Source organism: Serratia plymuthica NBRC 102599 (genome assembly GCF_001590925.1).
GTDB classification, from domain to species: domain Bacteria; phylum Pseudomonadota; class Gammaproteobacteria; order Enterobacterales; family Enterobacteriaceae; genus Serratia; species Serratia plymuthica.
This window is the reverse complement of the sequence record NZ_BCTU01000034.1, coordinates 17,722-43,743: the sequence shown is the minus strand read 5'-3', so window position 1 is coordinate 43,743 and position 26,022 is coordinate 17,722. Positions and strand designations below refer to the sequence as shown.

The following is a 26,022-nucleotide window of genomic DNA, read 5'->3' as shown; positions in this document are numbered from 1 at the left end:
CAGGGACCAGGATGCTATTTTATGCAAAGAATGGCGCCGAAATGGCTGAGATTCAGCCTGGCAGGCCGCACAGTTTGGTCAGATTGCGTGCGCCAATCATCAGCGTCGCGACATAGGACTGGCGACGCGTGACCACTTCCACTGCCACGCGATCGTTTTGATATTTTATCAGGTAGGTTGAGGGCCAGCCCTGTCGGCGCTGCCCAAAGCTTTCGGCATGACGATCGATTGCCGCATGGGCAATCACCAGATGAGACAAGTTTTTATCACCTTTAATAATGCGCTTCATAAACAGGCTCCGCCAGAGACAGTTCTGTTGTCATAAAAAGGGAAAAATCATCAGTATTTCTGGTGGTTCAACGGGTCATCTCGGTGGTTTGCTGGCTCAGCAGGAAACAGATCATCGCGGCGCGCAATGGGCTGTTGCTGTCTGCCTGCCACTCACCGCGCTGGGTGATCATACGGGCCTGCCACAGCGGGTTATCGCTTTGGCCGTCAGCATTCAAACTGATTTTATTGGCGCAGATAATCGGCCAGGCATCGGAGGGATTCTTGCAATAATCTTTACCTTTCACGCCGCCGTAAGGATACCATTTTTCCGGGTTTTCTCCGGTGATCAACGCAATGCTGCGGTTCACCTCGGCGTCGCTTTCTTCATACCATTTAATCATCGGCTTCATCCATCTTTCGTAAGGTTGGCGCTACATTACGATGCCAATACGACAGATTTATGACAAAGCGACGGCTTTTCATATTATCCATACTAATGTTTTTTGATCTTTATATTCTCCATTCGGATGATTACACTTTTTACCTGTTTCATTGCCCGGAAATCATCGCCATGTTGAGCGGCCTTAACCACCTGACGCTCGCGGTAGGTGACGTCAACCGCAGTTTCGATTTCTACACCCGTCTGTTGGGATTCATCCCGCATGCGCGCTGGCAAAATGGCGCCTACCTGTCCCTTGGCGAACTGTGGTTGTGTCTGTCGTGGGACAGTTCGCGTGCGACGGACACGCCGGGAGACTATACCCATTATGCGTTCAGCGTGACGGAGGAAAATTTTGCACCCGCCGCATTACGGCTACGCCAGGCAGGAGTAAAAGAGTGGAAAAGCAACCGCAGCGAGGGGGAATCACTGTATTTTCTCGATCCCGACGGGCATCAGTTAGAAATTCACAGCGGCGATCTGGCCAGTCGTCTGGCAGCATGCCGTGCTCAACCTTATCAGGGGATGGAGTTTTTCTGAGGAAAGCGGGTGGCATAAAGTGCGTGAAGCGCCACCCGACAGGCAGCTGATTAACGTTCGGGGATGAAGCCCTTGAAATCCAGCGCCGGGCTGAGATCGTCATCCTCCGCCACGCTGTCGCCGCGGGCGCTTTGCGCCAGGCTCTTCAGTAACGCCGTTTGTTGGCGCTGCTGCTCGGCTATTTCCTGCAACAGGCGAATCTGTTCATTGGCACGCACGCTGGCGCGGTTCACCAGGAACCAGCCCCATAATCCCACCAGCAGCGCCAGCGCTGCGATGGCCAGCGAAACCAGGCTATTTGGACCAAAACCTAAATCGTACATGGACAACCCTATCTACTGCTAAAATCAGGCGGACATCTTAGCACTCCGGGGATGGGCACGAACATCTCCGCGGAAAATTGTTGCGCACCACCGCGCACCTCACCAGGGAACAAAGCGAGTGATTGAACAAATTCCCAACGCAAACCTCTCCCCCTCATCACAATAACTGTCCAGTGCCAGCAGATAAAAAAACAGACAGGCAGCCAGAGCCGCAATTATCACGAGGATTTTTTTTCGCAACAAATTTTAGCAGCCTCATTGTTATCTTGGTAATTGGTTACTCAGCCTATCACGGCAAACTTAAACGAAGTTTAACCGGTCGTTTAGAAATCTCACCTGGGTTTATTTTTCAGAATGTTACCGTTGCGCCCTGCTCTGGCTCGTGGCTATATCGCTACGACAATCAATAACAGGAGTCACAATGGGTAAGCTGATTAAGTGGATCGCGGCGCTGGCGGTGCTGTATGGCGTATTTCTGTTTTCGGGGTACGGGGTGCTTATCGGCAGCAATCAAAACGTCGGTGGGCTGGGGTTGCAGTGTAAATATCTGACGGCGCGGAATGTGGTGATAGCGCAGTATCTGCACGGTGACAACGGCGTGATTGGCATTGCCGACTGCCCGCTGTTCAAAAAGATCGAAACGGTGGTGGATTGATCACCACCGTCCGAAACCGCCGTCAAACGGCGGTTTCCCATCAATTACGCGTGAATTTCATCTCAATCAACGCAATCGCTTTTTCGATAGCCCGCCGCGTCACCGGATCGGCGCCGGCAGGATGGGTGGAAAAATCGATGCTTTTCAACTGACTTGCCATTTTGTCCCGCACCTCGGTTGGTGCGATAACGTCAATGACATCCAGAATTTGTTTGATGACCAGTTGGCAGGCGACCAGATCGGATGCCAATTCCTGATCGTTGCTCAGCATGTCGGACATAGTGACTTTCCTTCTTAGTTCAGACGCCGCACAGAATACCATGCCGCCTGCCGCTTTTCCGCCCCCCACGCCGTTTGCCGCTGAATTTTCAGCGTTAATGCGCATTGGTCAGCAAAACGCCCTGCCGAATTGGCCTATACTTGGGGCTTGAGCGTTGCGCTTGGCGGCGCATTGCAAATCCTAACCTGACGGGAGAACGTGATGGCAAACCACAATGTGAAATCCTGGGCGACAGTGCGCGAAACTTCGGTTGAAATTGCCGAGGCGATTTTTGAGCTGGCGAAGAACGACGAGATATTGGCGCAAAAAATCTGGGAGGAAGGCAGTGACGAAGCCTTGGAAATGGCCTTCGCCAAAACCAGTGCCGATCAGCTGTACTGGGGCGAAGAAACCGTAGAGCGCAAAAACGTCTGATCGGACGTTATCAACAAAAAGCCCGGATGAACGATACCCTGTGCATTTCAGGTTGCAGCCAAAACGCGCTGACGCGAAACACGACGGGTAAGAACATCCAGGCTTTTTCGGTAGTCTGTCACATCCCACAGCGGGCTATATTGTGGCCTGATCTCACGGCTCTTCACCTCCCACACCTTCCGCATTATTCATTCTCATTACCGGTGTCACCATAAAAGCGGCAACGCCCACGATTACAACCAGAGTAATAATCACTGTCATTAACATGCGATCACCCCATCAACGCTGAGTTGTTACGGCTGACTCTGTCTAGGCGGTTTATTTCCTGCGGCCTGAACCACTTTAGTATCAGCGGTAACGGGCAATCTCAGATTAGCCGTTTTTCCTTCCGGCTGACAAGCCACCTGATGATGGTTTTTCCGAATAATTTCGCCCTGGAGCGGGTGGGCTTTTTGTCCGGGGCGGCAAGTTGTGTATACTTCACCGCTATGTAGATCTCACACAGACGCACTGATGATACAAGAACATCACCTCTCATTGGTCTGCGCCCTCAGTAAATGGGTCGAAACTCACCTAGGTAGAGTGATCCATCTCGAAGAGTTGGCCGAGTACTCCGGCTACTCCCTGTGGCACATGCAGAAGCTGTTCAAAGAAGCGACCGGGATTTCGCTGGGCAAGTATATCCGCGAGCGCCGCCTGGCCGGTGCGGTTTATCAATTGCGCAGCAGTGACGCTACCATTTTTGACATTGCACTGGATTTTGGTTTTGGCTCGCAGTCACATTTTACTTATATGTTCAGAAAACGGTTCAACATCACGCCTTATGATTTCCGCCAGGATTTAAGCGTGGATTTGCACATCGCCCCGCCGTTGCACGTCATCCATCAAAAAACCGCCTGACCGCTCTCCCGCCGTACCCACCGGCGGGCTAATGGGCCCAAATCACCACCAAAATGGCAATCAACGCAGGGAGCGCCTGGACCTTAAGAATTTTACGGCTCGCCGTCAGGCCGCCGAAGATGCCCGCCACCAGCACGCAGCCGAGGAAAAACAGTTGCACCGTCGGGTCAGCACGCCAGACTCCCCATGCCAGCCCGGCAGCCAGGAAACCGTTATACAACCCCTGGTTAGCGGCCAGCACTCGCGTTGCAGCCGCAAATTCCGCCGTAGTGGCGAACACGCGTCTGCCGGTCGGCGTCTGCCAAAGGAACATTTCCAGGATCAGGATATACAGATGAATCGCGGCTATTAATATCACGATAACATTAGAAAGAATTACCATTGTGTTTTTAAAGGTTAATTAAGAATCAGGTTTAATAAGTATAACCGCATTCGGAAAATTGCGAATAATCAGACATAAAAAAACCCGCCGCAGCGGGTCTATTACCTAATCACTCAGTGTTAGCTTAACGCAACAACCAGCATAGCTGCGATAGAGATCCAAAAAGCCGCCGTTGCAATAACAACATGGGATAATCTTGCACGATAGAGTACTTGGCTCATAATGACCTCACAGGCTTCTGACTAGCGGTTAGATAACAACACTTCTTGAAAGATATCTTAATCCACTGCTCCGACCAATTATTTGCGCCAGATCACTATTTACCAGATAAACTATATTCGATCTAAAACATGGACTTTCGATCACATTAATTCAGCGTTGATAGAAAGAAATGAATAAGATCGCCTCATCGTTATAGCCAGAGAGCATCAAACCTCGCTCCAGGGCAGGCGTGGCGCGGTCATACGCGGCCCGCTATAACCACTCACATCCGGAAAACGGCTATTCCCCTGCTCCCAGTCATGCTGCGCCTGGGTAATATCTTGCTTACTGTGGCCGACAAAGTTCCACCAAATGAGAATCTCTTCGTTTAATGGCACCCCGCCGATTAATAATGCCCGACTGCCCTTCTTGGCATTTAACCCGATTTGGTTAAGATTCATGCCTAAATAGGCGAACTCATCAGGTGAAAATTTTTCATCATTAACCTCAATTGCACCAACAAGGGGCAAAAAACCTATTTCATAGTCTTCCCGCAAAGGTAAGGGTAAATAGCCGTCACTCTGCCACGCCAAATCAATGGCGATTAGTGGCGAAAATGTAAACACCGGGGAACGGTATTGTTCAAAATCGCCCACCAACAAAGTATGCCTAACCCCATTTTTTTCCCAGGACGGCAAGTCGGGATAATGATCGAAGCGTGGCGCCATATCGGCATCGTCGGCAGGGAGAGCAATCCACAGCTGTGCAGCATGTAAACGCCGCTCTTCCCCCGTTGACTGTTCGGTATGGGCGATACCGCGCCCTGCCGTCATCAGATTGACCTGGCCCGGACGAATCACCTGCTCGCTACCCAGGCTGTCGCGATGCAGCACCTCTCCTTCAATCATCCAGGTAAAGGTTTGCAAGCCAATATGCGGGTGCGGCCCCACGTCCATGCCTTTAGAGGAGCCGCTGAAGACCGAAGGTCCGGCATGGTCGAGAAAGCACCAGGCGCCCACGGTACGGCGTTCGCGGGTAGGTAAGGCGCGATTGATCGGGATACCGCCGACTTCGGCATTGCGTGCGGTAATGCGTTGTATTTGACGCACACCCTCGACCACGGGACAGTCACGGGAAGAAGAAGAATGGGTTGGGCGGGAGTTGCTCATAGTAACGCCTCCAGAACGGCACACAGGTTGAATTGATGGCAAAGCCAGCTTATCACACAGCCGGCGGCCTCGATGCAACCTGGGGACGGAGAGCGTCAGGACGTCTTGATATAACAGCCTTTTACATCAACTTCGTCACGTGCATGCTTCAAATCGGAGAAATACGTCACACCAAAGAGTATCGATACGACCAACAACACGGAAACCAGCAGGCCGATAACAGCCAGCAGTTTGGTTTCATCGTGGAGATTATGCTCCATTTTATCTCCTGTACAGAAAGACATCATGTCAGCCACAGGGTGACTGACAGCGTAAAGATGATCAGGGAGCAGGACGCTATCGCCAACACAATGATGGCAAACTGCGCATCTCCCAGAGTTTCACGGTAGTTTTTGTCTTGTGAGGCATTACGTTGTTCTTTCACAAAATCTATCTTAACTCATCACGCGTAAACGCTACTGTTATGGGATGGTCGATAAAAACTCGCTACTGCGGTTTTCTTAGATTCTGCGTCAACGCCATTCAGACCTCAATAGTGGCAAGACGCTATCAACTTTCCTCGCCAGGGTCAACATCCCCCGGGAGCTGAGGCGGCGGTGAGTATAAAACATTCACAACTTTTATTAAAAGCAAAAAATAATCAATAAAACTGATAGTAAATGCGATAAAAAAAGCCCGATATCACATCGGGCTCCTGGATATCTTCTCTTTTTTACTGCGGAATGCGCAGAACCTGTCCTGGATAAATTCTGTCCGGGCTGGATAGCATAGGTTTGTTCGCTTCGAAGATCTTGTTGTACAGATTGGCGTTGCCGTACACTTCTTTCGACACTGCGCTCAGCGTGTCGCCCTTCTTCACGGTATAGAAACGGCTCTCGGCTTCAGATTGTGCAACAGACACCTTGTCTTCCACACCGCTGATACCCGCCACGTTACCGATCGCCACCAGGATTTTTTCTTTCAGTTCCTGGCTGACGGCGTCCCCGGTCACCACGGCTTTGCCATCCACCACCTGCACGTCGACCTTATCGGTACCCGGCAGGCCGATTTTATCCAGATGCTCCTTCAGTTTGGCACTTTGGTCTTCGGCAGTCGCATTGCCGGTCACTGTGTCCCACAGTTTTTCGCCAGCTTCTTTGACGAAGTTAAACAAGCCCATATTCACTCCTTTCGATGGTTACAATGTTGCGTTCACTTAAGGCTTGTTAAGCTTAGCACTGCAAAACGGATATTCAATTGCTCCTGCGGTATTCCGCCGCTGGAGTAATCCGAAAGTGCACCCTTTTGTTGCCAATCCATCGTGTTGCATCGATTCTCGCACTGAAAGACACCCCGTTTTTACCTACAATAAAGGTATGGAGAGATTTGGGTAGAGGACGCAAGACGTTATGTACGCACTGGTGATGTTTGTATGTTATCTGGATGGCGGCTGCGCCGATATCGTGGTTGACGTGCTGCGCAATGAACCCCAGTGCCTGGTCGTCATGAAGGAACAAAATCTGCGCCACGCCGGGTGTTTTCCGGTGGAGGATTTTATCGATGGTTTCTGGCTACCTGCCAGTGAATATGCGCCGTTGTAGAGCGACCGTCCATTCTTCCGCTACTTATCTCTGAGGAATTTCTTAATTCATCGGAAAAGCGGCGCGTCTACGATATTTTATCCCGCCACTTTGCTAAATTGCTTTACCCGAACGATATGGAGACGGCGTCATGCCCGTATCTGCTCTCTCAGACGAACATTATGAAACCCTGTTACGCGATGTCAGCCTGGTGCTCGGTGGCGCGGTGATTCAACTGATCAATCTCAACAAGAAAGTGTCCGGCAATAATATTCTGGCCCATTTGGTCACCGAGATTGAACATGAGAAAAATCAGCAGCGCTTTGAAACCCTGCGCTCCGCTATTGAAGTCGTGGGCCTGGCAGCCAAAGGATAGCGTCCCAAATAAAGAAGGCAGAGCTTGCGCCCTGCCTTTTGACCGTTATCCCGACACAGGATGAAGGTAATAGCGTTGAAACTTAGAAACGATAAGTCAGGTTGACCGCGACGATATCGTCTGTGCTCAGTTTCAGCTTGTTGTCGTCATTCAGCTGGTTGATTTTGTAATCAACATAGGTGTACATGTTTTTGTTGAAGTAGTAAGTCGCGCCCACTTCCACGTATTTCACCAGATCGACATCGCCAAACCCTTCGATATCCTTGCCTTTGGACTGCACGTAAGCCAGAGAAGGACGCAGACCGTTTTCGAACTGGTATTGAGCGACCATTTCGAAGTTCTGAGTTTTGTTGGCGAAGCCAGACACGCCGTTGCCGCTGATTGGCGTCATGTTGCGGGTTTCCGCATACATTGCCGCCAGGTAAACCTGATTGGCGTCGTATTTAACCGCAGTGGTCCAGGCCGTCGCGCTGTCGCCTTGACCGTACTGCAGTTTCTTTTGCTCGCTGGTGCGGTTCGAGTCAGAGAATGCCGCCGCCACACCGATACCTGAGCCGCCGATATCCTGGTAATCCAATGACAGGCCGTAGCCGTCACCGTTTTGCTTGGTCACGCTGCGACCGTCGCCGTCGTTTTTGCCCTGGTACTGTACTGCCAGGTTCAGGCCTTCCACCAGACCGAAGAAGTCACGGTTACGGTAAGTCGCCAAGCCGTTGGAACGCGCGGTCATGTAGTTGTCGGTGTAGCTGTAGCTGTCGCCACCGAATTCCGGCAGCATGTCGGTGTAGGCTTCCGCGTCGTACACCACGCCGTAGTTACGACCGTAGTCGAATGAACCATAGTTGGCGAACTTCAGACCGGCAAAGCCCAGACGGGTTTTGGTGCCCGTAGTGCCCTGCGCTTCGTCGTGGTTGGCCTGGACGTTATATTCCCACTGGCCGTAACCGGTCAGTTGGTCATTGATTTGCGTTTCGCCTTTGAAACCCAGACGGACATAAGTCTTGTCGCCATCTTCAGATTTATCATCGCTGAAAACATGTTTGGCGGAAACGCGACCGTACAGGTCAAGTTTATTACCATCCTTATTATAAATTTCAGCCGCGTTGGCAAAGGAGGTGATTGCCGCAAGGGCAACAGCTAAGGCTAATACACTGCGATTCATCATTTATTTTCCTAGATATTATAATTAAAAACCTGCCCATCACGCCCAATTTATGATTTGGGCTGTGATCTTTATCATTTAGTATTTTATGAGCGCCCCTAATCAGGGGCCATGTGACATTAGCATCATGAATCCAAACTTCAAAAGAAAAAGTTCATAAAATACCGTGGGTAAAGCATGTTTATTTGTAACTTAATATTACAAAAGAAGCCAGCATCAAATCATTGATTCATATTGATATTTGACACATAACTTATAACCAAATTGGTGCATTGCACCAATTAAGTGCAAATCACTTTCTTTTTGCCTACTTTCTAAGCGATGCGTAAATAACATGAAACTTAGCATGGTTACTAATAACGTTACTTATTTCACATTTTTATCTGAACAAAGTCGCTGTGTTGATTTAGACCATTAACCGAGTTTTAATCAGATCTTTTACAGCTTCTCATAGTCAATACGATTCAAACCGTCAAAATAGTAATACCGGGGGAAATTAAATTTAAGAAATGGCAACAGCGAATAGCGGATATATAAGAGAAGGGAATGAACAAATACTACAGAATAATACACCACACTAACTCCAGGTTGCAGCTGACAACGCTACAACCTGGTACACACCGCAAATGAAAACCGCCAACATGGTTGACAGATTAATACAGCGTGCTGCGCGGCACCTCAGTCAGCACCATACCGGCACGCAGCCCAAGCGCAACGCCAGGATTGGGGAACAAAATCCACTCGCTGGCATGTTGAACCCGGTACTCTTCACCCGGTTGCTCGCACAATAAAGTGCCCTGCTTAAGCTCGGTAAAATTGGCGGTATCGTCGCTAAGGTGCAGCCTGAAAGCCTCACTGCGCTTAATCAACGACTGCTCTACGCGGAATAGGCGCAGCGCCTCACCCTGCCGAGAAGGTAAAGGTTCAGCGCTCACCACCCCCTGCAACGCACGGTTAATGGCCGCAAACTGTAGCAGATCGTTGTTGCCGAAGGGTTTCGCCTTGCCCAGCTCCAACGTACAACTTGCGGCGTCGGCGTGCTCGCTGGAAAAATGACTAAAGGTACCGCCGGGCGCACTGTGGATCACCAGCGCGTCAAGATCGGCGGCATCCAGCACCCCCAGCATCTCCGCACTGTAAGGCCGCGTCTGGAAGGGCAGAATGCCAAAACGCGGCAGCCGCGATTCACGTATCGCCGTGTGCAGATCATAATGGAAACACGCGGCCTCTTCCCCGTCGAAAAACGCCGTTATCACCTGCTCCAGTTGCTGCGCCCGTGCGGTTTCACCACTGTGGTTAAACTCGCGATAGCGGCCGCCGAACATGCGGTTCATGTCACTGTGCAAATAACGTTTACCTGCACGTATCGCCGCCGGGTTACCCAGCACCACCAGTAGCCGCACCGCCAGCGGCCTTTCGCCCGCCATCAGCGCATTGACCAATTGGTTCAGCAGTTCAATCGGTGCCGTTTCATTACCGTGTATCCCGGCGGAAAGCACCACCGCCTGCCGGTAAGCCTGGTGCGGGGTGATTTCCAACAGGCCTTCCCCCAGCCAGCGCCAGTGCACATTCAGGTTATCACCCTGTTGGTTGGCCGGGGCTTGCCCCGCCAGCGTCAGGGCCAACAAATCAAACATGGCAGCTCCGTCTATTGTTGGAAAGGATAAACCGACCCCAGCCCGAGGATAGACGTCAACGCGTCCAGCGCATCGCGCCCCTCGCGCAGCAACTGCGGGTCGGCCAAATCGTTTTGCGTCAGCCGATCGCGATAATAGCGATCGACCCACTCATTGAGCGTAACGAACAGCGCATCGTTCATCATCGCGCGCGGATTCACCGCCCGCAGTTCCTGTTCATTCAGCGCTACACGCAGTCTCAGGCACGCCGGCCCGCCACCGTTACGCATGCTCTCACGCAGATCGAATACCTTGATTTCATCGATCGGCCCGCCGCCGGTCACCATCTCGCTCAGATAGCGCCACACACCGCCATGCTGGCGTGACTCTTCCGGCACCACAATCATCATCTTGCCGTCAGGTTTGGTTAAAATCTGGCTGTTGAACAGATAGGTCGATACCGCATCCGCCACCGAGACCTGTGCCGTCGGCACCTCAATCGCCGTCAGTTCGCAGTCCAGCGTCGCCATCTTGCGGCGCACCTCATCCAGCGCTTGCTGCTGCTGATGAAACGCCTGCTGATGATGGAACAGCACGTTCTGGTTACTGACCGCAATCACGTCGTTATGGAACACGCCCTGGTCGATCACCGCGGGGTTTTGCTGCACAAACACGGTGTGCTGCTCATCCAATTGATGCAGGCGGGCAATCGCCTCGCCGGCCTCACGCGTCTGGCGTGCCGGGTAGCGTGTCGGGGCCGTTTCGCCACCGAACTCCTGGCGCCCATAGACAAACATCTGCACGCTGCGTTTGCCATAGTCGCCGCCCAGCCGGTTGTGGTTGGCCGCGCCTTCGTCGCCAAACAACGCCACCTGCGGCAAGGCTTCGTGGTGGGCGAAATGGCGTTCATCGTTGAAAATCGCGCGCAGCACGCCGGAGGTGGTCTCGGCCTCAATCGCACGATGGAATTTATTGTTCAGGTTGGCGGCGGTGAAATGCACCTTGCCATCTTTGCTGTCCGCCGAAGGCGAAACCGTGGCCGCATTGGCGGTCCACATGCAGGAGGCCGAACTGAGCGCCGACAACAAACGTGGCGACTGACGCATCGCCTGCGCCAACACGGCCTCATCGCTGCCGCTGAAACCCAGTTTGCGCAGCATCGGCACATGCGGTCGCTCCTGCGGTGGCAAAACCCCCTGCTGGAAGCCGAGATCGGCCAGCGCCTTCATCTTCAGCAAACCCTGTTTGGCCGCCAGTTTCGGGTTGGACACGCTGTTTTGGTGCTGCGTAGAGGCTTCATTACCAAACGATAATCCGGCGTAATGATGGGTCAGGCCCACCAGGCCATCAAAATTGACTTCATATCCTGCCATGCTGTTCTCCCGGACCGAGCAGGCTCGGCCCTATTCAAAAAACATACCCCGTGAATGTCAAGTTGGCCGATTTAGCGCGTCCATGCGCTCGCGGCATTTGTACATTCCTGTACAGCACAGCCAGGCGCCCAGCTAAATAGCGGCGCCTGGCTGTGGGGCGTCATACCGAGCGCCGACATTCTTGAGGGCTGGTGCGCTCAACGGTCGGCTAACCTGTAATCCCCCCGCCGGCCTCAAATTTAGGGTGTATCGGTATTAAACGACAGCCCTGGCGACAGACTTGCCGGCAGAGTCAAACTTTCGCTTTCCAGCGACGCCATTGGCCAGGCGCAGTAATCCGCCGCGTAATAGGCGCTTGGGCGGTGGTTGCCCGAGGCGCCCACGCCGCCGAACGGCGCGGCACTGGAGGCGCCGGTCAAGGGTTTGTTCCAGTTGACGATACCGGCACGCGCTTCCAACAGCAGTTGATCAAAGCGTTCACGCTGCGGCGACACCAGGCCGACAGACAGGCCATAGCGCGTCTGGTTGGCGATGCGCAACGCCTCGTCAAAGTCGTTATAACGAATGACGGTGGTCAGCGGACCGAAATATTCTTCGTCCGGCACATCGCGCACGCCAGTCACATCGATAATGCCTGGGCTGAGCAGCGCACTGCCGCTTTCCAGCCGCTGCATGGTCAGCAAGGCTTTGCCACCCAAAGACAACAAATGATGCTGCGCCGCCAGCATTTTTTCCGCTGCCGCAGGGGATATCACCCCGCCCATGAACGGCTGCGGTTCAGCGTCCCAGCGGCCGACGCGCAGAGCGCCCGCCACCTGCACCAAACGTTCAATGAAGGCATCGCCCTCGCTGCCGCGTTTCACCAGAATGCGGCGCGAACAGGTGCAACGCTGGCCGGCGGAGATAAACGCCGACTGAATCGCCAGATTAACCGCCGCATCGCGATCGTCGATCTGATCGACAATCAGCGCATTGTTGCCGCCCATTTCCAGCGCCAGCATCTTTTCAGGCTGCCCCGCCAATTGGCGATGCAAGTGATAACCGGTCCCTGCGCTGCCGGTAAACAGCAGACCGTCGATATCTGCACTGGCAGCCAGCGCCTCGCCGGTTTCACGCCCGCCCTGCACCAGGTTGATCACCCCGTTTGGCAAACCGGCCTGCTGCCACAGCTTCAGCGTTTCCTCGGCGGTCAGCGGCGTCAGCTCGCTGGGTTTAAAGACCACCGTATTGCCCGCCAACAGGGCCGGCACAATGTGGCCGTTCGGCAAATGGCCCGGGAAGTTATAAGGCCCGAACACCGCCAGCACGCCATGCGGCCGGTGGCGCAGCACCGAAGCGCCGTCCGCCATCGCGGTTTCACTGATGCCGGTGCGCGCCTGGTAAGCCTGCAGGGAAATCGCCACTTTGCCGATCATCGCCTGCACTTCGGTCAGCGTTTCCCAGCGCGGTTTGCTGGTTTCACGGCTGATCACCGCCGCCAAATCCTGTTTATGCGCTTCCAGCAGGGCAGCAAAACGCTTTACCAACTGCTCACGCTGTTCAAACGGGGTACGGGCCCAGGCCGGGAACGCGCTGCGAGCAGCCTCGCAAGCGGCGGCGACATCACTGCCATCGGCGGCATTGGCCTGCCACAGCGTCTGGTTGTCGACCGGATCGGTTTTGCCGAATTCAGCGCCCCGGCCCTGTTGCCAGGCGCCGTTAATAAACAGTGCAGGATGTGACATTAGGCTTTCTCCTTTGAAATGAGGGGGATGACCCGCACCAGGCTGCCTTGCTCAACGCCCAGCGCCGCAGCGGTTTCCGCATTGAGATGCAGGCGCTCGTCATACAGATCGGCATTGACCAGCAGTGCGCGGTAGGACTGATAATGATCGTTGGCCACCAGAAGAGCCGGCGCATCGGCGCGCATCGGCGTCTCGTCCAACACCACTTTCACCGTGCGGCTCTCTTTGACAGCGCGGATCTGGTCGATTTCCGCTTCCAGCGTCGGCCCGCCGTCGAAGATATCGACATAGCCCTGATAGCGCAGGCCTTCAGACTCCAGCACCCGGCGGGCAGGAACGGTCTGTGGGTGCACTTGGCCAATCACCTTTTGCGCGTCTTCGGCCAGGAAATCGACATACAGCGGGTGTTTCGGCATCAGCTCGGCGATAAACGCCTTCTGTCCGGTACCGCTCAGGTAGTCCGCCTTGGCGAACTCGATGGAAAAGAAATGGTTTCCGACGCTCTCCCAGAACGGCGAACGGCCCTCTTCATCGGAGAAACCGCGCATTTCGGCAATCAGCCGCGCGGAAAAACGCTCACGGAAAGCGGCGATAAACAGGAAACGCACCTTCGACAACAGCTTGCCGTTTTCGCCGTGACGGTAGTCCGGATCGAGGAACAGCGTACACAGCTCGGAATGGCCGGTGTGATCATTGCTGAGAAACAGCGTCGGCACCGATTTATAGACGTTCAACTGTTTGGACGCGTGCACCTGGGTACCGACGCGAAAGCTGTACCAGGGTTCAGTCAGCCCAACGGCCACTTCAATCGCGCAAACCCCTACCGCCTGCCGGCGCTCGCTGTCCTCCAGCACAAACAGATAGCACTGCTCGCCACGCGGAAGTTCGCCTTGCCAGGTTTTTAACGCCCGCTCAATGCGCGCCGACAACGTATCTTCATCTTGCGGCAGGGAAGTGAGACCGATGCCGGATTTACCGGCAAGCGTCAGTAAATCAGCCAAATCGCGACGCTCTATAGGGCGAATAATCATCATAATGCGAACCTCGTCAGAATCAGGCTGCGCCGGTTAAGGCGCAGCCTGTGTATTAGCTGCAAATCCGCGCCACGGCACGCGCGAATCGCGCCAGCCCCTCTTTCACATCCTGCTCTGGAATGATCAGTGAAGGGGTGAAGCGCACCACATCCGGGCCGGCGATCAGTGCAATCACGCCCTCTTCGTTGGCCAACTGGGTGATCTGTTTTGCCTTGCCGGCATAATCCTTATTCAACTGGCAGCCAATCAGCAGGCCGCCGCCGCGAATTTCAGAGAAAATCGGGTATTGCCGGTTAATTTCGTTCAAGCCGTCGATAAACCACTGGTGGCGCTGCTTCACGCCTTCCAGCACCTCTGGCGTGTTGATGATGGAGAACACCGCGCCCGCCACCGCCGTTGCCAGCGGGTTGCCGCCGTAGGTGGTGCCGTGGGTGCCTACGCCCAGGGTTTTGGCCAATGCGTCGGTGGTCAGCATGGCGCCAATCGGGAAGCCACCGCCCAGCGCTTTAGCGGTGGTCAGCACGTCCGGCACGACGCCGTATTGCATGTACGCGTACAGATACCCCGTGCGACCCACGCCGGTTTGCACTTCATCGAAAATCAGCAACGCATCGTGGCGATCGCACAGCTCACGCAGGCCCTGCAGGAAAGCGGCATCGGCCGGCAGCACGCCCCCTTCGCCCTGAATCGGCTCCACAATCACCGCGCAGGTCTGGTCGTTGATCAGCTCAGCCGCGGCAGCCAGATCGTTAAACGCCGTGTGGCTGATACCGCCCGGCAGCGGCGCAAAATCTTTTGAATACTTCGGCTGGCCACCGGCAGACACGGTGAACAGCGTCCGGCCGTGGAAAGCGTTATTGAACGCCACAATCTGGTTCTTGCCGGCGTTGCCGTTGTCCAACGCACGTTTACGCGCCAGCTTCAGCGCCGCTTCGTTGGCTTCCGCCCCGGAGTTGCAGAAAAACACTTTTTCGGCAAAGGTGGCGTCAATCAGCTGTTTCGCCAACAGCAGTACCGGTTCGTTGGTATAGCCGTTGCCCAGATGCCACAGTTTCCCCGCCTGCTCCACCAGCGCCGCCTTCACCGCCGGATGCGCATGCCCCAACGCATTAACCGCGATGCCGCCGGCAAAATCGATGTAAGACTTACCCTGCTGGTCCCAGACCTGTGACCCCTCCCCCCGAACCAGAATAAAATCAGCGGGGGCATAAACCGGGACCATCCAGTCGTCGAAAGACTGGCGGGTAACTGCGATTGGCTGTTCCATAATGACCTCATAACCTCAGCAAAGGCTGAATTTTGACTGTAAGGGCCGTTCCTGCCCGGATATTCCGCAACAAAACAAAAAAACCGCACCGTTGATTCCGCTTTTCGCCCGGTGATAACTCTGCCATCTACCGGCTATTCAGAAACAAATCTGTTACATAAAATCGGTTTTCCACTATTTATGCCGCGTATCCGGTCTCTGAACGGGGAATAAATGTTAACGAGCAGTTAAAATACATGCCGTTTGATAAAGAGTGTAGAGCAGCTATCGTGCCAAAACGGGATTTTTGGCGAATATCGCGTTTTTTTTCGTTAAAACAACGGCTTACAATGCATACTTATTCAATAATTATGCATTGGTAATGAATAATTGGAAAAATAAGGCTAAAAATCATCATTGGCCGCGAAATCCTATTCAATTGCAAAAAACTTCAATATTTCTGATCGCGCTCGCAAAAATAATTTGGCCCGATTTGCGCCCGATCACACTTTCGCCCCATTAGAGTGCAGCGAATGCACCAGAGACGAGCAATCCCGCGTCAGTTAAGGCTCTGCCGGGCCATGATCCTGTCCGCCGGCGGTTCATCCACACGCCAGATCACCTATTTGTTAACCAGCAACTACACTGTGATTTCGACCACCCCGCACTTGAGGAGCCATGATGTCTAAAAAAACTGTTGATCCCACCCAACCGGCAGCGCAAAAGGATATTCGCGTATTCCTGGATGCGTTAAATGCCGGCGGCGGCAAACCGATGGAACAGATGAAGCCGAAAGAGGCGCGTAAAGTGCTGGAGGGGGCGCAAAGCAGCGTTGAGGTGCCGCTGTACGAAGTCGAAATCAGCGAGAAGACCATCCACGTTGAGGGGCAGGATATCCTGCTGCATCTGGTGCGACCGGCCAAAGTAAAAGAAGCGCTGCCGGTATTCATGTTCTTCCATGGCGGCGGCTGGGTGCTGGGCGACTTCCCGACTCATGAACGGCTGGTGCGCGATTTGGTGCGCAGTTCCGGTGCCGCGGCGGTGTTCGTCAATTACACCCCTTCACCGGAAGCGCATTATCCCACCGCCATCAACCAGGCCTACGCCGCCACAGAATGGGTGGCCGAATACGGCGAAAAAATCAACGTCGACGGTTCCCGGTTGGCGGTCGTCGGCAACAGCGTAGGCGGCAATATGGCGGCGGTGGTCAGCCTGATGGCCAAGGAAAAAGGCACGCCGGCGCTGCGCAGCCAGATTCTGCTGTGGCCCGTGACCCATGCCAGCTTTGATACCGACTCCTATCACCAGTACGCCGAAGGCCACTTCCTGACGCGCAACATGATGAAATGGTTCTGGGACAACTACACGACCGACAAGGCACAGCGCAAAGAGATTTACGCTTCACCGCTTAATGCCACGCTGGAACAGCTGAAAGGCTTACCGCCGGCGTTGGTGCAGACTGCAGAGCTGGACGTGTTGCGCGACGAAGGCGAAGCCTATGCTCGCCTGCTTAACGCCGCCGGCGTAGAAGTCACCTCCACTCGCTATAACGGGCTGATCCACGATTATGGCTTGCTGAATCCGATAGCCCACGTCCCGGCGGTGCACTCGGCCATCCACCAGGCCGGGCGCGCGCTGAAACACTATCTGGCCTAATCGGCATAATGGCAGGCCACACGGTGCCCTGCAGCCAGGGTACGTAACGCGGGGGCCTGTTGCCGACACTGAGCGGTAGCCTGCGGGCAACGGGGATGAAAACGGCAGCCGTGCGGCGGTTGAGCCGGGTTGGGCAACTCCCCCCTGGCCATCGCCTGCGGCTGCCGCAGTGGATCCAGGCTGGGCACCGCCGCCAGTAACGCCTGGGTGTAAGGATGCCGCGGTTGGCGAAACAGGCTGTCGCGATCGGCGCTCTCGACAATCTGACCGAGATACATCACCGCCACGTCCTGACACAGGTGTTCTACCACCCCAAGATCGTGCGAAATAAACAGGAAGGTTACGCCCTGCTGCTCCTGGAGATCGGAAAACAGGTTGATGATCTGCGCCTGAATCGAGACGTCGAGCGCCGAAATCGGCTCATCGGCGACGATAAACTCGGGCTGTAAGATCACCGCACGCGCAATGCCGATGCGTTGCCGCTGACCGCCGGAGAACTCATGCGGGAAACGCCCATAGTGCTGCGCCGACAGCCCGCAAATTTCCATCGTGTCGATCACCCGATCGCGCAGTTCATTTTTACCCACCAACCCATGTTGCAGCAGGGCTTCGCCAATCGCATCGCCAACGCGCATTCTCGGATTCAGCGAACTGTAGGGATCCTGAAACACCAGTTGCATCTTCGGACGCAGGGCGCGCAGTTGGCGTGGGCTGAGCGCATCCAGCGCCTGCCCGTTAAACGACACTTCACCGGCGGTTTTATCATGCAGCCCCAGCAACGTGCGGCCAACGGTGGTTTTACCGCTGCCGGATTCGCCCACCAAACCGAAAATGGTGCCCTTGCGAATGGCGAAACTGACGTCATCCACCGCCCGCAATTGCCCGGTCGTTTGGCCGAACAGGCCATCGCGCAGCGGGAAATATTTCTTCAGCCCCTTAACTTCAACCAGTAATTCAGCCGACATGAATACGCCCTCCCGCGTTCAGAAAGCAGGCGGACTGACGTTGCGCATGGCCATACAGCGGCGGAACGCCGTCACGACAGCGTACACTCGCCTGCGAGCAACGATCGGCAAAAGCGCAATGGTCGGGCAAACGGGCCAGATCGGGCACCTGACCGGGGATCGAATACAATCGGCGCCGCCGCTGTCCGGCCACCGGCCGCGAAGCCATCAGCCCCTGGGTGTACGGATGCTGCGGGTTAGCCAGCACCTCTCGGGTGGCCCCCTGCTCGACAATCCGCCCGGCGTACATCACCACCAGCCGGTCTGCCATCTGAGCGATGACCCCAAGATCGTGGGTGATCAGCATCATCGCCATATTGTGCCTTTGCGCCTGTTCACGCAGCAACGCCAGGATTTGCGCCTGCACAGTGACGTCGAGCGCCGTGGTCGGCTCGTCGGCAATCAGCAACGCCGGGCGGCAACTGATGGCCATGGCGATCATGATGCGTTGCAGCATGCCGCCGGAAAGCTGGTGCGGGTAGCTGGCCATCAGCTGCTCTGCACGCGCCAATCCCACCTCCGTAATCAACGCCGTCGCTTCCCGCCAGGCGGCCTTCGGCGCCGCCCCTCGGTGGCGGATAAGCGGCTCCACCAGTTGCTCGCCAATGGTCAACACCGGGTTCAGCGCGCTCATCGGTTCCTGGAAGATCATCGCCAGCCGGTTGCCGCGCAAATCGGCCATCTGCTGCGGACGCAGTTTCAACAAATCCTGGCCGTCAAAATGAATCTCACCGCCATCGATCTGTGCCAGCGGCTGCGGCAACAACCCCATCATCGCCAGGGCGGTGACGCTTTTGCCACAGCCGGACTCGCCAACCACGCCCAGCGTCTGCCCGGCGTGCAGTTCGAAACTCACCTGCTGCACCGCCCGCACCCGGCCTTGCTCGCCGTTGAAGGCCACCGACAGTTGATTAAAAGCTACCAGCGGTTGGCTCATCGTCTTACCCCGTTCATTTTCGGATCGAGCGCGTCCCGCAGGCCGTCGCCCAGAATGTTAATCGCCACTACGGTGATAAAAATCGCCAGGCCCGGCGGCATCCACAGCCAGGGGCGACGCTGAAAATCGATCAGGCTGTTGGCAGCATCCATCATGTTGCCCCACGACGGCGTCGGCGGTACCACACCCAGCCCCAGATAGCTGAGCGCCGATTCGCTGAGAATGGCGTTGGCCACCCCCATGGTCGCCACCACGACCAGGATCGGGATGGTATTCGGCAGCAGGTGGCCGAAAATACGTCGCCGCGTGGACAGCCCCAGCACTTCGGTCGCCAGCATGAAATCACGCTCGCGCAGCGACAGGATTTGGCCGCGCACCAGCCGCGCCAGTGAAGGCCAGCCCAACAGGCTGAGCATGATCATCACCATGTAGATACGGTAATCCGGCGAGACGTCCAGCTCGGACAACATCGCTCCCATAATGATCAGCAGCGGCAGGCTGGGGATGGTCATCAACAGATCGGCAAAACGCATGATCAGCTTGTCCACGATGCCGCCCAAATAGCCGGATAACGCCCCCAACAGGTAGCCGAGCGTCACCGACAACAGCATCGACACCAGGCCGATGGTCAACGAGATGCGCCCCGCCAGCAGCAGGCGGGTGTAAATATCGCGGCCGAGAAAATCCGTACCCAACCAGTGCGCGGCATTAGGGGCCTGGTTAATGTTCAGCGCGTCGCCGGCGTCATCCTGCCACGGCGACAGCATCGGCCCCAAAATGCACAGCACGGCCAGGATCAGCAGCAGCAACAGCGAGGCCATCGCCAGCCGGTGGCGCCGCAGCCGTTGCCAGGCCTGTGCGGCCGGCGGTGGCGACAACTGCGCCAGCGCCGGAAGTTGTGCCTGCCGCCAGCGGCGACGGCGACCAAAAAACAGCGTTGCCAACATATTTACCTCAAACGAATGCGTGGGTCGGCATAGGCATACAGAATGTCCGCCAGCAGGTTGCCCAAAATGGTCAGCACCGCCAGAAACAGCGTAAAGCCCATCAGTACGGGATAGTCGCGCGCGGCCAGCGAGTCGATGTGAATATGCCCCGCCCCCGGCCAGTTGAAGATCTTTTCGGTGATCAGCGCGCCGGAAAACAGCGCCGGCAGCTCAAACCCCAACAGCGTGATGATCGGCAACAGCGCATTGCGCAGTGCATGTTTAACGATCACCGTTTTTTCTTTAAGTCCCTTGGCGCGCGCGGTGCGGATATAATCCATGCGGATAACGTCCAGCATGCTGGCACGGAAATAGCGCGTCAGGGTGCCGGCCTGCAACATCACCAGCGCCAATACCGGCAACAGCAGGTGCGCCGCCACTTCCAATACCCACGCCAGTCCAGTGGCCTCACTGCCGGTGCGCAGCATGCCGCCCGCCGGCAACCAGTGCAGATCGACGGCGAACCATTTAATCAACAGCAGGCAGAGGAAAAACGTCGGGAACGACATGGCACCGAACACCGCGACGGTGACCAGATGATCGAACAGCGAATAGGGTTTCATCGCCGAAGCCACACCCACCGCCAGCGCGATGCCCCAGTACAGCACCAGCGCCACCGAAGCCAGCAGGAACGAGTTCCAGATGTACTGGTTCAACAGCGTGCTGACCGGGATTTGGTATTGCAGCGAAAAGCCGAGGTTGCCTTGCAGCAACTGGCCGAGCCAGTGCCAATAGCGGAAAAGCAGCGGCTGGTCCAGCCCATACAGCGCCCGCAGCTCGGCGGCGCGCTGCGGCGTCAGGTTGATGTTGCCGTCAATAAAGTCGCCGGGGGTCAGTGCGAAGATAAAAAAGATCAGGAGTGATGCCAGCAGCATCATCGGAATGGTTTGCAGCAGGCGGCGCAGGATAAAATGTCTCATGGTGTTTTCCCTCGCCGCCGCGCACGATGGCGCGGCGGCGTCTTGCCGTTACTGAACTCGTTTGACGTCCGGCAGGCTGCCGGTCAGGCCGTTGTAGACGTCCGGTTTAAAGCCGGTTACACGGGCGCTGCTGGCGCTGAGGATTTTGCGGTTGCCCAGCAGGATCACCGGCGGATCTTCGGCCAAGACCTGATACAACTGGTGATACAACGGTTTGCGTTGCTCGATATCCAGCGTAGCGTTGGCCTGGCCGATCAGCTTATCCACCTGCGGGTTGTTGTAGCCGGTTTCACTCACCTGGCTGATGTAATCGCGCACCCCATCATGCGGATCGTTCAGGCTGCTGGTACTGAGCGACGCCAGGTCATAATTGCCCGCCTTGCGTTGCGCCAATAAGGCGTTGAAATCCAGCACCTGCGGCTTCAGCAGCACGCCAATCTGCCGGTAGTTGTCTTTGGCGATCGGCACCAGCGCGTCATTCAGCAGTTTTTTGGTCACCAGCAGCGTCAGCTCCAGCTTTTTGCCGTCTTTTTGGCGAATGCCGTCCGCGCCCGGTTTCCAGCCGGCCTGATCCAGCAGTTGCTTCGCTTTGTTGACGTCGTAGGCGTACGGATTAATACCCTGCGGATCGTAAGCCCAGGAAACAGGAGAGATCGGCTGATTAGCCACGGTGCCGTACCCCTGATACACCACGGTAATCAGCTTTTGGCGGTCCAGCCCGTAGATTAAGGCCTGCCGCACGCGCGCATCCTGCAACGCCGGCCGCTTAAAGTTGAAATCGATACGGCTGTAGTCGCTGGAGCTGTACAGATTGATGTTGGCAAAGCCGAGCAGCTTCAACTGCTCAATGTCATCCGGCTTGGCGGTGAAGGCGTCGTAATCGGTTTCGCCGGTCTGGAACAGTTGGAAGTTGGTGGCCGGGTTGGTCACGCGGTAAATAAAGCGCGCCACGGCTGGCTGACCGAGGTAGAAGTTCGGGTTGGCGTGGAAACGGATCTCCTGCCCCGGCACGTATTTATCGTAAATATAAGGCCCGTTGCCCAACGGCTTGCCGTTCAGCGCACGCACGCTCTCCAGCTTGCCGCGCTGGTAATCCTTGCCGTAATAGGCTTTCGACAGCACCGGCCCGCCGATCAGTTGCAAGGTCGTCGCCCCCGGCTGGGTGGTGGTGATTTGAATAGTGCGATCGTCGATAACCTTCAGCCCGCTGATGCTGGGCGCGGTGCCGTTTTTGTATTCCGCCCCGCCCTGGATGTGCGCCGGAGCAATGTCGGTGTCGCCGTCATAGGCCGGGTCATGCAGCAGCGTCAGAGTAAAGGCGATATCTTCCGCTTTTATCGGCGATCCGTCGCTGTAGACCAGGTTGGGACGCAGCTTGAGGGTATACACCCGGTTGTCCGGGCTGACCTGCCAGGATTCTGCCAGCCGTGCCACCGGTTTGCCCTGGCTGTCCAGGCCAATCAAGCGGGTGAAAATCACGTCGGTAACGTTCTCGTCCCAGCCGTTGGTAAACAGATAAGGGTTAAAATTGCCCTGCGGCTCAAGAATACCGGCCACCACGGTGTCTTTACGGAGCTTGGCGGCCGCCGGCACCTGGCTTGCGTCGGTTGCCGGGGTAATGCCTTCCGTCAGGGGTTCCGCCTGAGCGCTGAAGGCCAGTCCCACGGCACAGGCTACCGCCAATGGTGCCAGCCGTTTTTGCAACAGTTTGTTTATCTTGTTTTTTATTCTGCTCACCCACTGCCCCTTGTCTGCCCGTTGATTAAATGTGACAAAATTTATCGCAGAGTAATGGGCGGCCGGAGGGCTGTCTAACAACGAAACCGGCATTCCATTGCCGGATAAAGCATTATGAATTTTTCTATTGCGATGATTACCGGCGCGGCGCCACTCAACCTGCCGGTTCGAGCTGCCGGATAAGTTTGGCTAAGGTTTTGATCGCCGCCTCATGCTTGTCGCTCCAGTCAAAAGAGGCGTTCAGGCGGAAGCAATGGTTGAAATGATTGCCGGTGGTGAACATTCTGCCCGGCGCGATGCTCACCCCCAGCGCCAGCGCACGCTGGTACAGCTCCATCGACGACAGCGCAGGATCCAGCTCCAGCCAAAGGAAGTAACCGCCGTCGGGCTGGCTGACCTTCACGGTGGGCGGAAAATGGTGGGCAATCGCCTGGCGCATCATGCTCTGGCGCTGGGCCAGCAGCCGCCGCAAACGCCGCAGGTGGGTATCGTAGCCGCCGTGCAGCAGGTAATCGGCAATCGCCATTTGGGTCGGCACGCTGGTCGATACGGTGCTCATCAGCTGCAAACGCTGGATCTGCTGCGCGTAGCGCCCCGCCGCCACCCAGCCGACGCGAAACCCCGGCGCCAGGCATTTGGAAAACGACGAGCAGTGCAAGATCTGGCCGCCGTTGTCCAGCGCCTTGGCCGGTAGCGGCCGTTCTGCACTGAAGTACAGCTCACCGTAAACATCGTCCTCAATCAACGATATCTGCCGTTCGCGCAGCAAGGACACCAGCCGCTGCTTGTTCTCCTCCGGCAGGGTGGCGCCCAGCGGGTTCTGGAAGTGGGTCATCAGCCAGCAGGCCTTGATCGGATACTGCTCCAGCGCCTGCTCCAGCGCGTCCAGATCGATGCCGTCCTGCGGATGAGTGGCGATCGCCACCGCCTTCAGCCGCAACCGTTCCAGCGCCTGCAACGCGCCGTAAAAGGCCGGCGATTCAATCGCCACGTAATCGCCCGGCTGGGTCACCGCCTGCAGGCTGAGGCTCAGTGATTCCATTGCCCCGGCGGTAATCACTATCTCGTCCGGAGCCACCTGCATGCCGCTCAGCGCATAACGCTGGGCGATGTTACGCCGTAGCGCGTCGTTGCCGGGCGGCAGGTTGGCCAGCGAGCTGTGCGGCGTAAACTTGCGCGCCACGCTGCTCAGCGCCCGCGCCAGCTTCGGCTGGGCAAACAGCGTAGCGTCGGGAAACGCCGAGCCGAAAGGGACGATTTCCGGATCCTTGCACGCCTGCAACACATCGAAAACAAAGGTGTTGATGTCCACCTGCTCGCTCAACAGCATCTTCTCGCCACGCACCGGCTGCGGCAGCGGCTGCGGGCGCGCCGCCACGTAGTAGCCGGACTGCGGCCGGGCGACGATCCAGCCCTGGCTCTCCAGCAACTGGTACGACTGCACCACCGTCATCAGGCTGAGACCGGCCCGCTTGCCGCTCTCTCGCAGTGAAGGCAGCTTGTCTCCCGCCCGCCACACCCGGTTTTGAATTTGTTCGCGAATCTGTTGCGCAAGCTGTTCGTATCTGGTCATAAGCCCTAGCTGTTATATGAAAAAGTGAAATAACTGTCACTATTATAGTCACTGTACTCCGTGCTTAACTTGACGCCAAGCTTTCCACAAAAAAATTACAGCTATACTGAAAAGGTTATTTTATGTCCAACCCAAGGAGGCGCCATGCTGGGTCTTGATGCACTGGAACTTGCCAGAATACAGTTCGCCTTCACCGTGTCTTTCCATATCATTTTTCCTGCGATTACCATCGGCCTGGCCAGTTATCTGGCCGTGCTGGAAGGAATGTGGCTGAAAACGCGCAATGAAGCCTATCGCGACCTGTACCATTTCTGGTCCAAAATTTTCGCCGTCAACTTCGGCATGGGCGTAGTTTCCGGTTTGGTGATGGCCTACCAGTTCGGCACCAACTGGAGTTTCTTCTCCGAGTTCGCCGGCAGCATAACCGGCCCGCTGCTGACCTACGAAGTGCTGACCGCCTTCTTCCTTGAGGCCGGTTTCCTGGGGGTAATGTTGTTCGGCTGGAACCGCGTCGGCCCTGGCCTGCACTTCTTCGCTACCTGCATGGTGGCCCTCGGCACGCTGATTTCCACCTTCTGGATCCTGGCGTCCAACAGCTGGATGCAAACCCCGCAGGGACACGAAATCATCAACGGCCAGGTGGTGCCGGTCGACTGGCTGAAGGTGATCTTCAACCCGTCATTCCCGTACCGTTTGCTGCACATGTCGACCGCCGCTTTCCTGTCCTCGGCCTTCTTCGTCGGCGCTTCCGCCGCCTGGCACCTGCTGCGCGGGCGCGACACACCGGCCATGCGCAAAATGCTGTCGATGGCGATGTGGATGGCGCTGATCGTCGCGCCGGTGCAGGCGATGATCGGCGATGCCCACGGCCTGAATACGCTGAAACATCAGCCGGCGAAGATCGCCGCCATCGAAGGCCACTGGGAAAACCCTCCGGGCGAGGCCACACCACTGATCCTGTTCGGCTGGCCGGATATGCAGCGCGAAGAAACGCGTTTCAAGTTGGAAGTGCCCTATCTCGGTAGCCTGATCCTGACCCACAGCCTGACCGAACAGGTGCCGGCACTGAAATCCTTCCCGCCGGAGGACCGCCCGAACTCCACCGTGGTGTTCTGGTCGTTCCGTATCATGGTGGCGCTCGGGATGCTGATGATCCTCGCCGGGGTATGGAGCCTGTGGCTGCGCTGGCGCGGCGGGCTGTACCAGTCACGGCCTTTCCTCTATTTCATTCTGTGGATGGGGCCTTCCGGGCTGCTGGCGCTGTTGGCGGGCTGGTTTACGACCGAAATCGGCCGACAGCCGTGGGTGGTGTATGGCCTGTTGCGCACCAAGGACGCCGTTTCTGCGCACGGCGACCTGCACATGAGCATCAGCCTGCTGGCGTTTATCGTCGTTTACTGTTCGGTGTTCGGGGTGGGGTATTCCTACATGATGCGCTTGATACGTAAAGGGCCGCAGCAGCATGAGCATAAAGAAGATGACACCGAAGGCCGGCCGGCGCGTCCGCTGTCTGCGGTGAAAGAAACTCTGGATGACAGGAGCTGAG

30 protein-coding genes are annotated in these 26,022 nt (G+C 56.1%); 8 read left to right on the top strand and 22 right to left on the bottom strand.

Features of this window, described 5'->3' with window-relative positions; genetic code table 11:
• Positions 1 to 52: 52 nt before the first annotated feature.
• Positions 53 to 289: a DUF4060 family protein gene (locus tag SPL01S_RS21290; RefSeq protein ID WP_004945669.1), complete on the bottom strand. Its 237-nt coding sequence runs from the start codon at positions 287 to 289 to the stop codon at positions 53 to 55.
• Positions 290 to 356: 67 nt separating this feature from the next.
• Positions 357 to 671, bottom strand: coding sequence for a phage protein NinX family protein (locus tag SPL01S_RS21285; RefSeq protein ID WP_063202727.1), 315 nt, complete (start codon positions 669 to 671; stop codon positions 357 to 359).
• A gap of 170 nt (positions 672 to 841) precedes the next feature.
• Between SPL01S_RS21285 and fos the strand changes: the two genes are divergently transcribed.
• Positions 842 to 1,249: a fosfomycin resistance glutathione transferase gene (gene fos / locus SPL01S_RS21280; RefSeq protein WP_063202762.1), complete on the top strand. Its 408-nt coding sequence runs from the start codon at positions 842 to 844 to the stop codon at positions 1,247 to 1,249.
• Between the two features lie 50 nt (positions 1,250 to 1,299).
• Here the strand turns inward: fos and SPL01S_RS21275 are convergent, their stop codons facing one another.
• Together SPL01S_RS21275 and mgrB are read right to left on the bottom strand one after the other, a co-directional pair.
• Entirely contained in the window at positions 1,300 to 1,572 is a 273-nt protein-coding gene (locus SPL01S_RS21275) for a YebO family protein (RefSeq protein WP_063202724.1), read from the bottom strand.
• 99 nt (positions 1,573 to 1,671) lie between these two features.
• The gene (gene mgrB, locus SPL01S_RS24870) at positions 1,672 to 1,815 is read right to left on the bottom strand and encodes a PhoP/PhoQ regulatory lipoprotein MgrB (RefSeq protein ID WP_006325944.1); all 144 of its coding nucleotides are present in this window, start codon (positions 1,813 to 1,815) and stop codon (positions 1,672 to 1,674) included.
• Positions 1,816 to 1,993: 178 nt separating this feature from the next.
• Here mgrB and SPL01S_RS21270 point away from each other — a divergent pair, with 178 nt between their 5' ends.
• Positions 1,994 to 2,227, top strand: a complete 234-nt coding sequence (locus SPL01S_RS21270) for a YobH family protein (RefSeq protein WP_004945682.1) — start codon at positions 1,994 to 1,996, stop codon at positions 2,225 to 2,227.
• 40 nt (positions 2,228 to 2,267) lie between these two features.
• Here SPL01S_RS21270 and SPL01S_RS21265 read toward each other — a convergent pair whose 3' ends face one another.
• Positions 2,268 to 2,507: a DUF2766 family protein gene (locus tag SPL01S_RS21265; protein ID WP_004945684.1), complete on the bottom strand. Its 240-nt coding sequence runs from the start codon at positions 2,505 to 2,507 to the stop codon at positions 2,268 to 2,270.
• Positions 2,508 to 2,708: 201 nt separating this feature from the next.
• On the opposite strand from SPL01S_RS21265, the gene SPL01S_RS21260 reads away from it, so the two are divergent.
• Positions 2,709 to 2,921, top strand: coding sequence for a YccJ family protein (locus SPL01S_RS21260; RefSeq protein WP_004945687.1), 213 nt, complete (start codon positions 2,709 to 2,711; stop codon positions 2,919 to 2,921).
• A 513-nt stretch (positions 2,922 to 3,434) separates the two neighbouring features.
• The gene (locus SPL01S_RS21255) at positions 3,435 to 3,821 is read left to right on the top strand and encodes a helix-turn-helix domain-containing protein (RefSeq protein WP_013813378.1); all 387 of its coding nucleotides are present in this window, start codon (positions 3,435 to 3,437) and stop codon (positions 3,819 to 3,821) included.
• Between the two features lie 28 nt (positions 3,822 to 3,849).
• On the opposite strand, the gene SPL01S_RS21250 is transcribed toward SPL01S_RS21255, so the two are convergent.
• The 5 genes from SPL01S_RS21250 to lysM form a co-directional block, all read right to left on the bottom strand.
• A complete protein-coding gene (locus SPL01S_RS21250) occupies positions 3,850 to 4,203 on the bottom strand; it encodes a DUF1304 domain-containing protein (protein ID WP_004945694.1) in 354 nt (117 codons plus the stop codon).
• A gap of 428 nt (positions 4,204 to 4,631) precedes the next feature.
• Positions 4,632 to 5,573, bottom strand: a complete 942-nt coding sequence (locus SPL01S_RS21245; protein ID WP_063202722.1) for a pirin family protein — start codon at positions 5,571 to 5,573, stop codon at positions 4,632 to 4,634.
• 95 nt (positions 5,574 to 5,668) lie between these two features.
• Positions 5,669 to 5,833, bottom strand: coding sequence for a hypothetical protein (locus tag SPL01S_RS25520; RefSeq protein ID WP_169800866.1), 165 nt, complete (start codon positions 5,831 to 5,833; stop codon positions 5,669 to 5,671).
• A 23-nt stretch (positions 5,834 to 5,856) separates the two neighbouring features.
• The gene (locus SPL01S_RS25515) at positions 5,857 to 5,997 is read right to left on the bottom strand and encodes a hypothetical protein (RefSeq protein ID WP_004945701.1); all 141 of its coding nucleotides are present in this window, start codon (positions 5,995 to 5,997) and stop codon (positions 5,857 to 5,859) included.
• Positions 5,998 to 6,285: 288 nt separating this feature from the next.
• A complete protein-coding gene (gene lysM, locus SPL01S_RS21240; RefSeq protein ID WP_063202720.1) occupies positions 6,286 to 6,732 on the bottom strand; it encodes a peptidoglycan-binding protein LysM in 447 nt (148 codons plus the stop codon).
• Between the two features lie 229 nt (positions 6,733 to 6,961).
• On the opposite strand from lysM, the gene SPL01S_RS21235 reads away from it, so the two are divergent.
• A complete protein-coding gene (locus SPL01S_RS21235; protein ID WP_006325949.1) occupies positions 6,962 to 7,153 on the top strand; it encodes a YdfD/YebW family protein in 192 nt (63 codons plus the stop codon).
• 130 nt (positions 7,154 to 7,283) lie between these two features.
• Positions 7,284 to 7,508, top strand: a complete 225-nt coding sequence (locus tag SPL01S_RS21230; RefSeq protein WP_013813382.1) for a biofilm development regulator YmgB/AriR family protein — start codon at positions 7,284 to 7,286, stop codon at positions 7,506 to 7,508.
• A gap of 82 nt (positions 7,509 to 7,590) precedes the next feature.
• Here the strand turns inward: SPL01S_RS21230 and ompC are convergent, their stop codons facing one another.
• The 6 genes from ompC to SPL01S_RS21200 all read right to left on the bottom strand — a co-directional run bounded on the left by ompC (position 7,591) and on the right by SPL01S_RS21200 (position 15,684).
• Positions 7,591 to 8,673: a porin OmpC gene (ompC, locus tag SPL01S_RS21225; RefSeq protein ID WP_063202718.1), complete on the bottom strand. Its 1,083-nt coding sequence runs from the start codon at positions 8,671 to 8,673 to the stop codon at positions 7,591 to 7,593.
• Positions 8,674 to 9,323: 650 nt separating this feature from the next.
• Positions 9,324 to 10,307, bottom strand: coding sequence for a succinylglutamate desuccinylase (gene astE / locus SPL01S_RS21220; RefSeq protein WP_063202716.1), 984 nt, complete (start codon positions 10,305 to 10,307; stop codon positions 9,324 to 9,326).
• Between the two features lie 11 nt (positions 10,308 to 10,318).
• Complete coding sequence (astB, locus tag SPL01S_RS21215; RefSeq protein WP_063202714.1) at positions 10,319 to 11,659, bottom strand: N-succinylarginine dihydrolase; 1,341 nt, start codon at positions 11,657 to 11,659, stop codon at positions 10,319 to 10,321.
• A 239-nt stretch (positions 11,660 to 11,898) separates the two neighbouring features.
• Complete coding sequence (gene astD, locus SPL01S_RS21210) at positions 11,899 to 13,383, bottom strand: succinylglutamate-semialdehyde dehydrogenase (protein ID WP_063202712.1); 1,485 nt, start codon at positions 13,381 to 13,383, stop codon at positions 11,899 to 11,901.
• A complete protein-coding gene (gene astA / locus SPL01S_RS21205) occupies positions 13,383 to 14,417 on the bottom strand; it encodes an arginine N-succinyltransferase (protein ID WP_004945720.1) in 1,035 nt (344 codons plus the stop codon). The genes astD and astA overlap by 1 nt, the downstream gene beginning before the upstream one ends.
• Positions 14,418 to 14,469: 52 nt before the next feature.
• Complete coding sequence (locus tag SPL01S_RS21200; RefSeq protein ID WP_063202703.1) at positions 14,470 to 15,684, bottom strand: aspartate aminotransferase family protein; 1,215 nt, start codon at positions 15,682 to 15,684, stop codon at positions 14,470 to 14,472.
• A 660-nt stretch (positions 15,685 to 16,344) separates the two neighbouring features.
• On the opposite strand from SPL01S_RS21200, the gene SPL01S_RS21195 reads away from it, so the two are divergent.
• A complete protein-coding gene (locus SPL01S_RS21195; RefSeq protein WP_062871114.1) occupies positions 16,345 to 17,319 on the top strand; it encodes an alpha/beta hydrolase in 975 nt (324 codons plus the stop codon).
• On the opposite strand, the gene SPL01S_RS21190 is transcribed toward SPL01S_RS21195, so the two are convergent.
• The 6 genes from SPL01S_RS21190 to SPL01S_RS21165 form a co-directional block, all read right to left on the bottom strand.
• On the bottom strand, positions 17,316 to 18,284 hold the full coding sequence (locus SPL01S_RS21190; RefSeq protein WP_041417596.1) for an ABC transporter ATP-binding protein: 969 nt from the start codon (positions 18,282 to 18,284) through the stop codon (positions 17,316 to 17,318). The two genes, SPL01S_RS21195 and SPL01S_RS21190, sit on opposite strands and share 4 nt — an antisense overlap.
• Positions 18,274 to 19,260: an ABC transporter ATP-binding protein gene (locus tag SPL01S_RS21185; protein ID WP_063202701.1), complete on the bottom strand. Its 987-nt coding sequence runs from the start codon at positions 19,258 to 19,260 to the stop codon at positions 18,274 to 18,276. The genes SPL01S_RS21190 and SPL01S_RS21185 overlap by 11 nt, the downstream gene beginning before the upstream one ends.
• Positions 19,257 to 20,207, bottom strand: a complete 951-nt coding sequence (gene opp4C / locus SPL01S_RS21180) for an oligopeptide ABC transporter permease (protein ID WP_006325976.1) — start codon at positions 20,205 to 20,207, stop codon at positions 19,257 to 19,259. Before opp4C ends, SPL01S_RS21185 begins: the two co-directional genes overlap by 4 nt.
• 2 nt (positions 20,208 to 20,209) lie before the next feature.
• The gene (locus tag SPL01S_RS21175) at positions 20,210 to 21,166 is read right to left on the bottom strand and encodes an ABC transporter permease (RefSeq protein ID WP_063202699.1); all 957 of its coding nucleotides are present in this window, start codon (positions 21,164 to 21,166) and stop codon (positions 20,210 to 20,212) included.
• Positions 21,167 to 21,214: 48 nt separating this feature from the next.
• Complete coding sequence (locus SPL01S_RS21170; RefSeq protein ID WP_063202696.1) at positions 21,215 to 22,903, bottom strand: ABC transporter substrate-binding protein; 1,689 nt, start codon at positions 22,901 to 22,903, stop codon at positions 21,215 to 21,217.
• Between the two features lie 154 nt (positions 22,904 to 23,057).
• Positions 23,058 to 24,476, bottom strand: coding sequence for an aminotransferase-like domain-containing protein (locus tag SPL01S_RS21165; RefSeq protein ID WP_063202694.1), 1,419 nt, complete (start codon positions 24,474 to 24,476; stop codon positions 23,058 to 23,060).
• Positions 24,477 to 24,620: 144 nt separating this feature from the next.
• Here SPL01S_RS21165 and SPL01S_RS21160 point away from each other — a divergent pair, with 144 nt between their 5' ends.
• Positions 24,621 to 26,021 carry a cytochrome ubiquinol oxidase subunit I gene (locus tag SPL01S_RS21160; protein ID WP_004945743.1) on the top strand — a complete coding sequence of 467 codons (1,401 nt, stop codon included), beginning with the start codon at positions 24,621 to 24,623 and terminating at the stop codon, positions 26,019 to 26,021.
• The last annotated feature ends 1 nt before the right edge of the window (position 26,022 follow it).

What these genes read in the sequence shown, in the direction of transcription:
- SPL01S_RS21235 (WP_006325949.1), top strand. Translation starts at nt 6,962, where the DNA reads ATGTACGCACTGGTGATGTTTGTATGTTATCTGGATGGCGGCTGCGCC.
- SPL01S_RS21275 (WP_063202724.1), bottom strand. Translation starts at nt 1,572, where the DNA reads ATGTACGATTTAGGTTTTGGTCCAAATAGCCTGGTTTCGCTGGCCATC.
- SPL01S_RS21200 (WP_063202703.1), bottom strand. Translation starts at nt 15,684, where the DNA reads ATGGAACAGCCAATCGCAGTTACCCGCCAGTCTTTCGACGACTGGATG.
- SPL01S_RS21260 (WP_004945687.1), top strand. Translation starts at nt 2,709, where the DNA reads ATGGCAAACCACAATGTGAAATCCTGGGCGACAGTGCGCGAAACTTCG.
- SPL01S_RS21250 (WP_004945694.1), bottom strand. Translation starts at nt 4,203, where the DNA reads ATGGTAATTCTTTCTAATGTTATCGTGATATTAATAGCCGCGATTCAT.
- astE (WP_063202716.1), bottom strand. Translation starts at nt 10,307, where the DNA reads ATGTTTGATTTGTTGGCCCTGACGCTGGCGGGGCAAGCCCCGGCCAAC.
- fos (WP_063202762.1), top strand. Translation starts at nt 842, where the DNA reads ATGTTGAGCGGCCTTAACCACCTGACGCTCGCGGTAGGTGACGTCAAC.
- SPL01S_RS21285 (WP_063202727.1), bottom strand. Translation starts at nt 671, where the DNA reads ATGATTAAATGGTATGAAGAAAGCGACGCCGAGGTGAACCGCAGCATT.
- SPL01S_RS21270 (WP_004945682.1), top strand. Translation starts at nt 1,994, where the DNA reads ATGGGTAAGCTGATTAAGTGGATCGCGGCGCTGGCGGTGCTGTATGGC.
- opp4C (WP_006325976.1), bottom strand. Translation starts at nt 20,207, where the DNA reads ATGTTGGCAACGCTGTTTTTTGGTCGCCGTCGCCGCTGGCGGCAGGCA.
- SPL01S_RS21195 (WP_062871114.1), top strand. Translation starts at nt 16,345, where the DNA reads ATGTCTAAAAAAACTGTTGATCCCACCCAACCGGCAGCGCAAAAGGAT.
- astB (WP_063202714.1), bottom strand. Translation starts at nt 11,659, where the DNA reads ATGGCAGGATATGAAGTCAATTTTGATGGCCTGGTGGGCCTGACCCAT.
- SPL01S_RS21190 (WP_041417596.1), bottom strand. Translation starts at nt 18,284, where the DNA reads ATGTCGGCTGAATTACTGGTTGAAGTTAAGGGGCTGAAGAAATATTTC.
- SPL01S_RS21160 (WP_004945743.1), top strand. Translation starts at nt 24,621, where the DNA reads ATGCTGGGTCTTGATGCACTGGAACTTGCCAGAATACAGTTCGCCTTC.
- SPL01S_RS21255 (WP_013813378.1), top strand. Translation starts at nt 3,435, where the DNA reads ATGATACAAGAACATCACCTCTCATTGGTCTGCGCCCTCAGTAAATGG.
- SPL01S_RS21185 (WP_063202701.1), bottom strand. Translation starts at nt 19,260, where the DNA reads ATGAGCCAACCGCTGGTAGCTTTTAATCAACTGTCGGTGGCCTTCAAC.
- astD (WP_063202712.1), bottom strand. Translation starts at nt 13,383, where the DNA reads ATGTCACATCCTGCACTGTTTATTAACGGCGCCTGGCAACAGGGCCGG.
- SPL01S_RS21230 (WP_013813382.1), top strand. Translation starts at nt 7,284, where the DNA reads ATGCCCGTATCTGCTCTCTCAGACGAACATTATGAAACCCTGTTACGC.
- lysM (WP_063202720.1), bottom strand. Translation starts at nt 6,732, where the DNA reads ATGGGCTTGTTTAACTTCGTCAAAGAAGCTGGCGAAAAACTGTGGGAC.
- ompC (WP_063202718.1), bottom strand. Translation starts at nt 8,673, where the DNA reads ATGATGAATCGCAGTGTATTAGCCTTAGCTGTTGCCCTTGCGGCAATC.
- SPL01S_RS21265 (WP_004945684.1), bottom strand. Translation starts at nt 2,507, where the DNA reads ATGTCCGACATGCTGAGCAACGATCAGGAATTGGCATCCGATCTGGTC.
- astA (WP_004945720.1), bottom strand. Translation starts at nt 14,417, where the DNA reads ATGATGATTATTCGCCCTATAGAGCGTCGCGATTTGGCTGATTTACTG.
- SPL01S_RS21175 (WP_063202699.1), bottom strand. Translation starts at nt 21,166, where the DNA reads ATGAGACATTTTATCCTGCGCCGCCTGCTGCAAACCATTCCGATGATG.
- SPL01S_RS21245 (WP_063202722.1), bottom strand. Translation starts at nt 5,573, where the DNA reads ATGAGCAACTCCCGCCCAACCCATTCTTCTTCTTCCCGTGACTGTCCC.
- SPL01S_RS25520 (WP_169800866.1), bottom strand. Translation starts at nt 5,833, where the DNA reads ATGGAGCATAATCTCCACGATGAAACCAAACTGCTGGCTGTTATCGGC.
- SPL01S_RS21290 (WP_004945669.1), bottom strand. Translation starts at nt 289, where the DNA reads ATGAAGCGCATTATTAAAGGTGATAAAAACTTGTCTCATCTGGTGATT.
- SPL01S_RS21165 (WP_063202694.1), bottom strand. Translation starts at nt 24,476, where the DNA reads ATGACCAGATACGAACAGCTTGCGCAACAGATTCGCGAACAAATTCAA.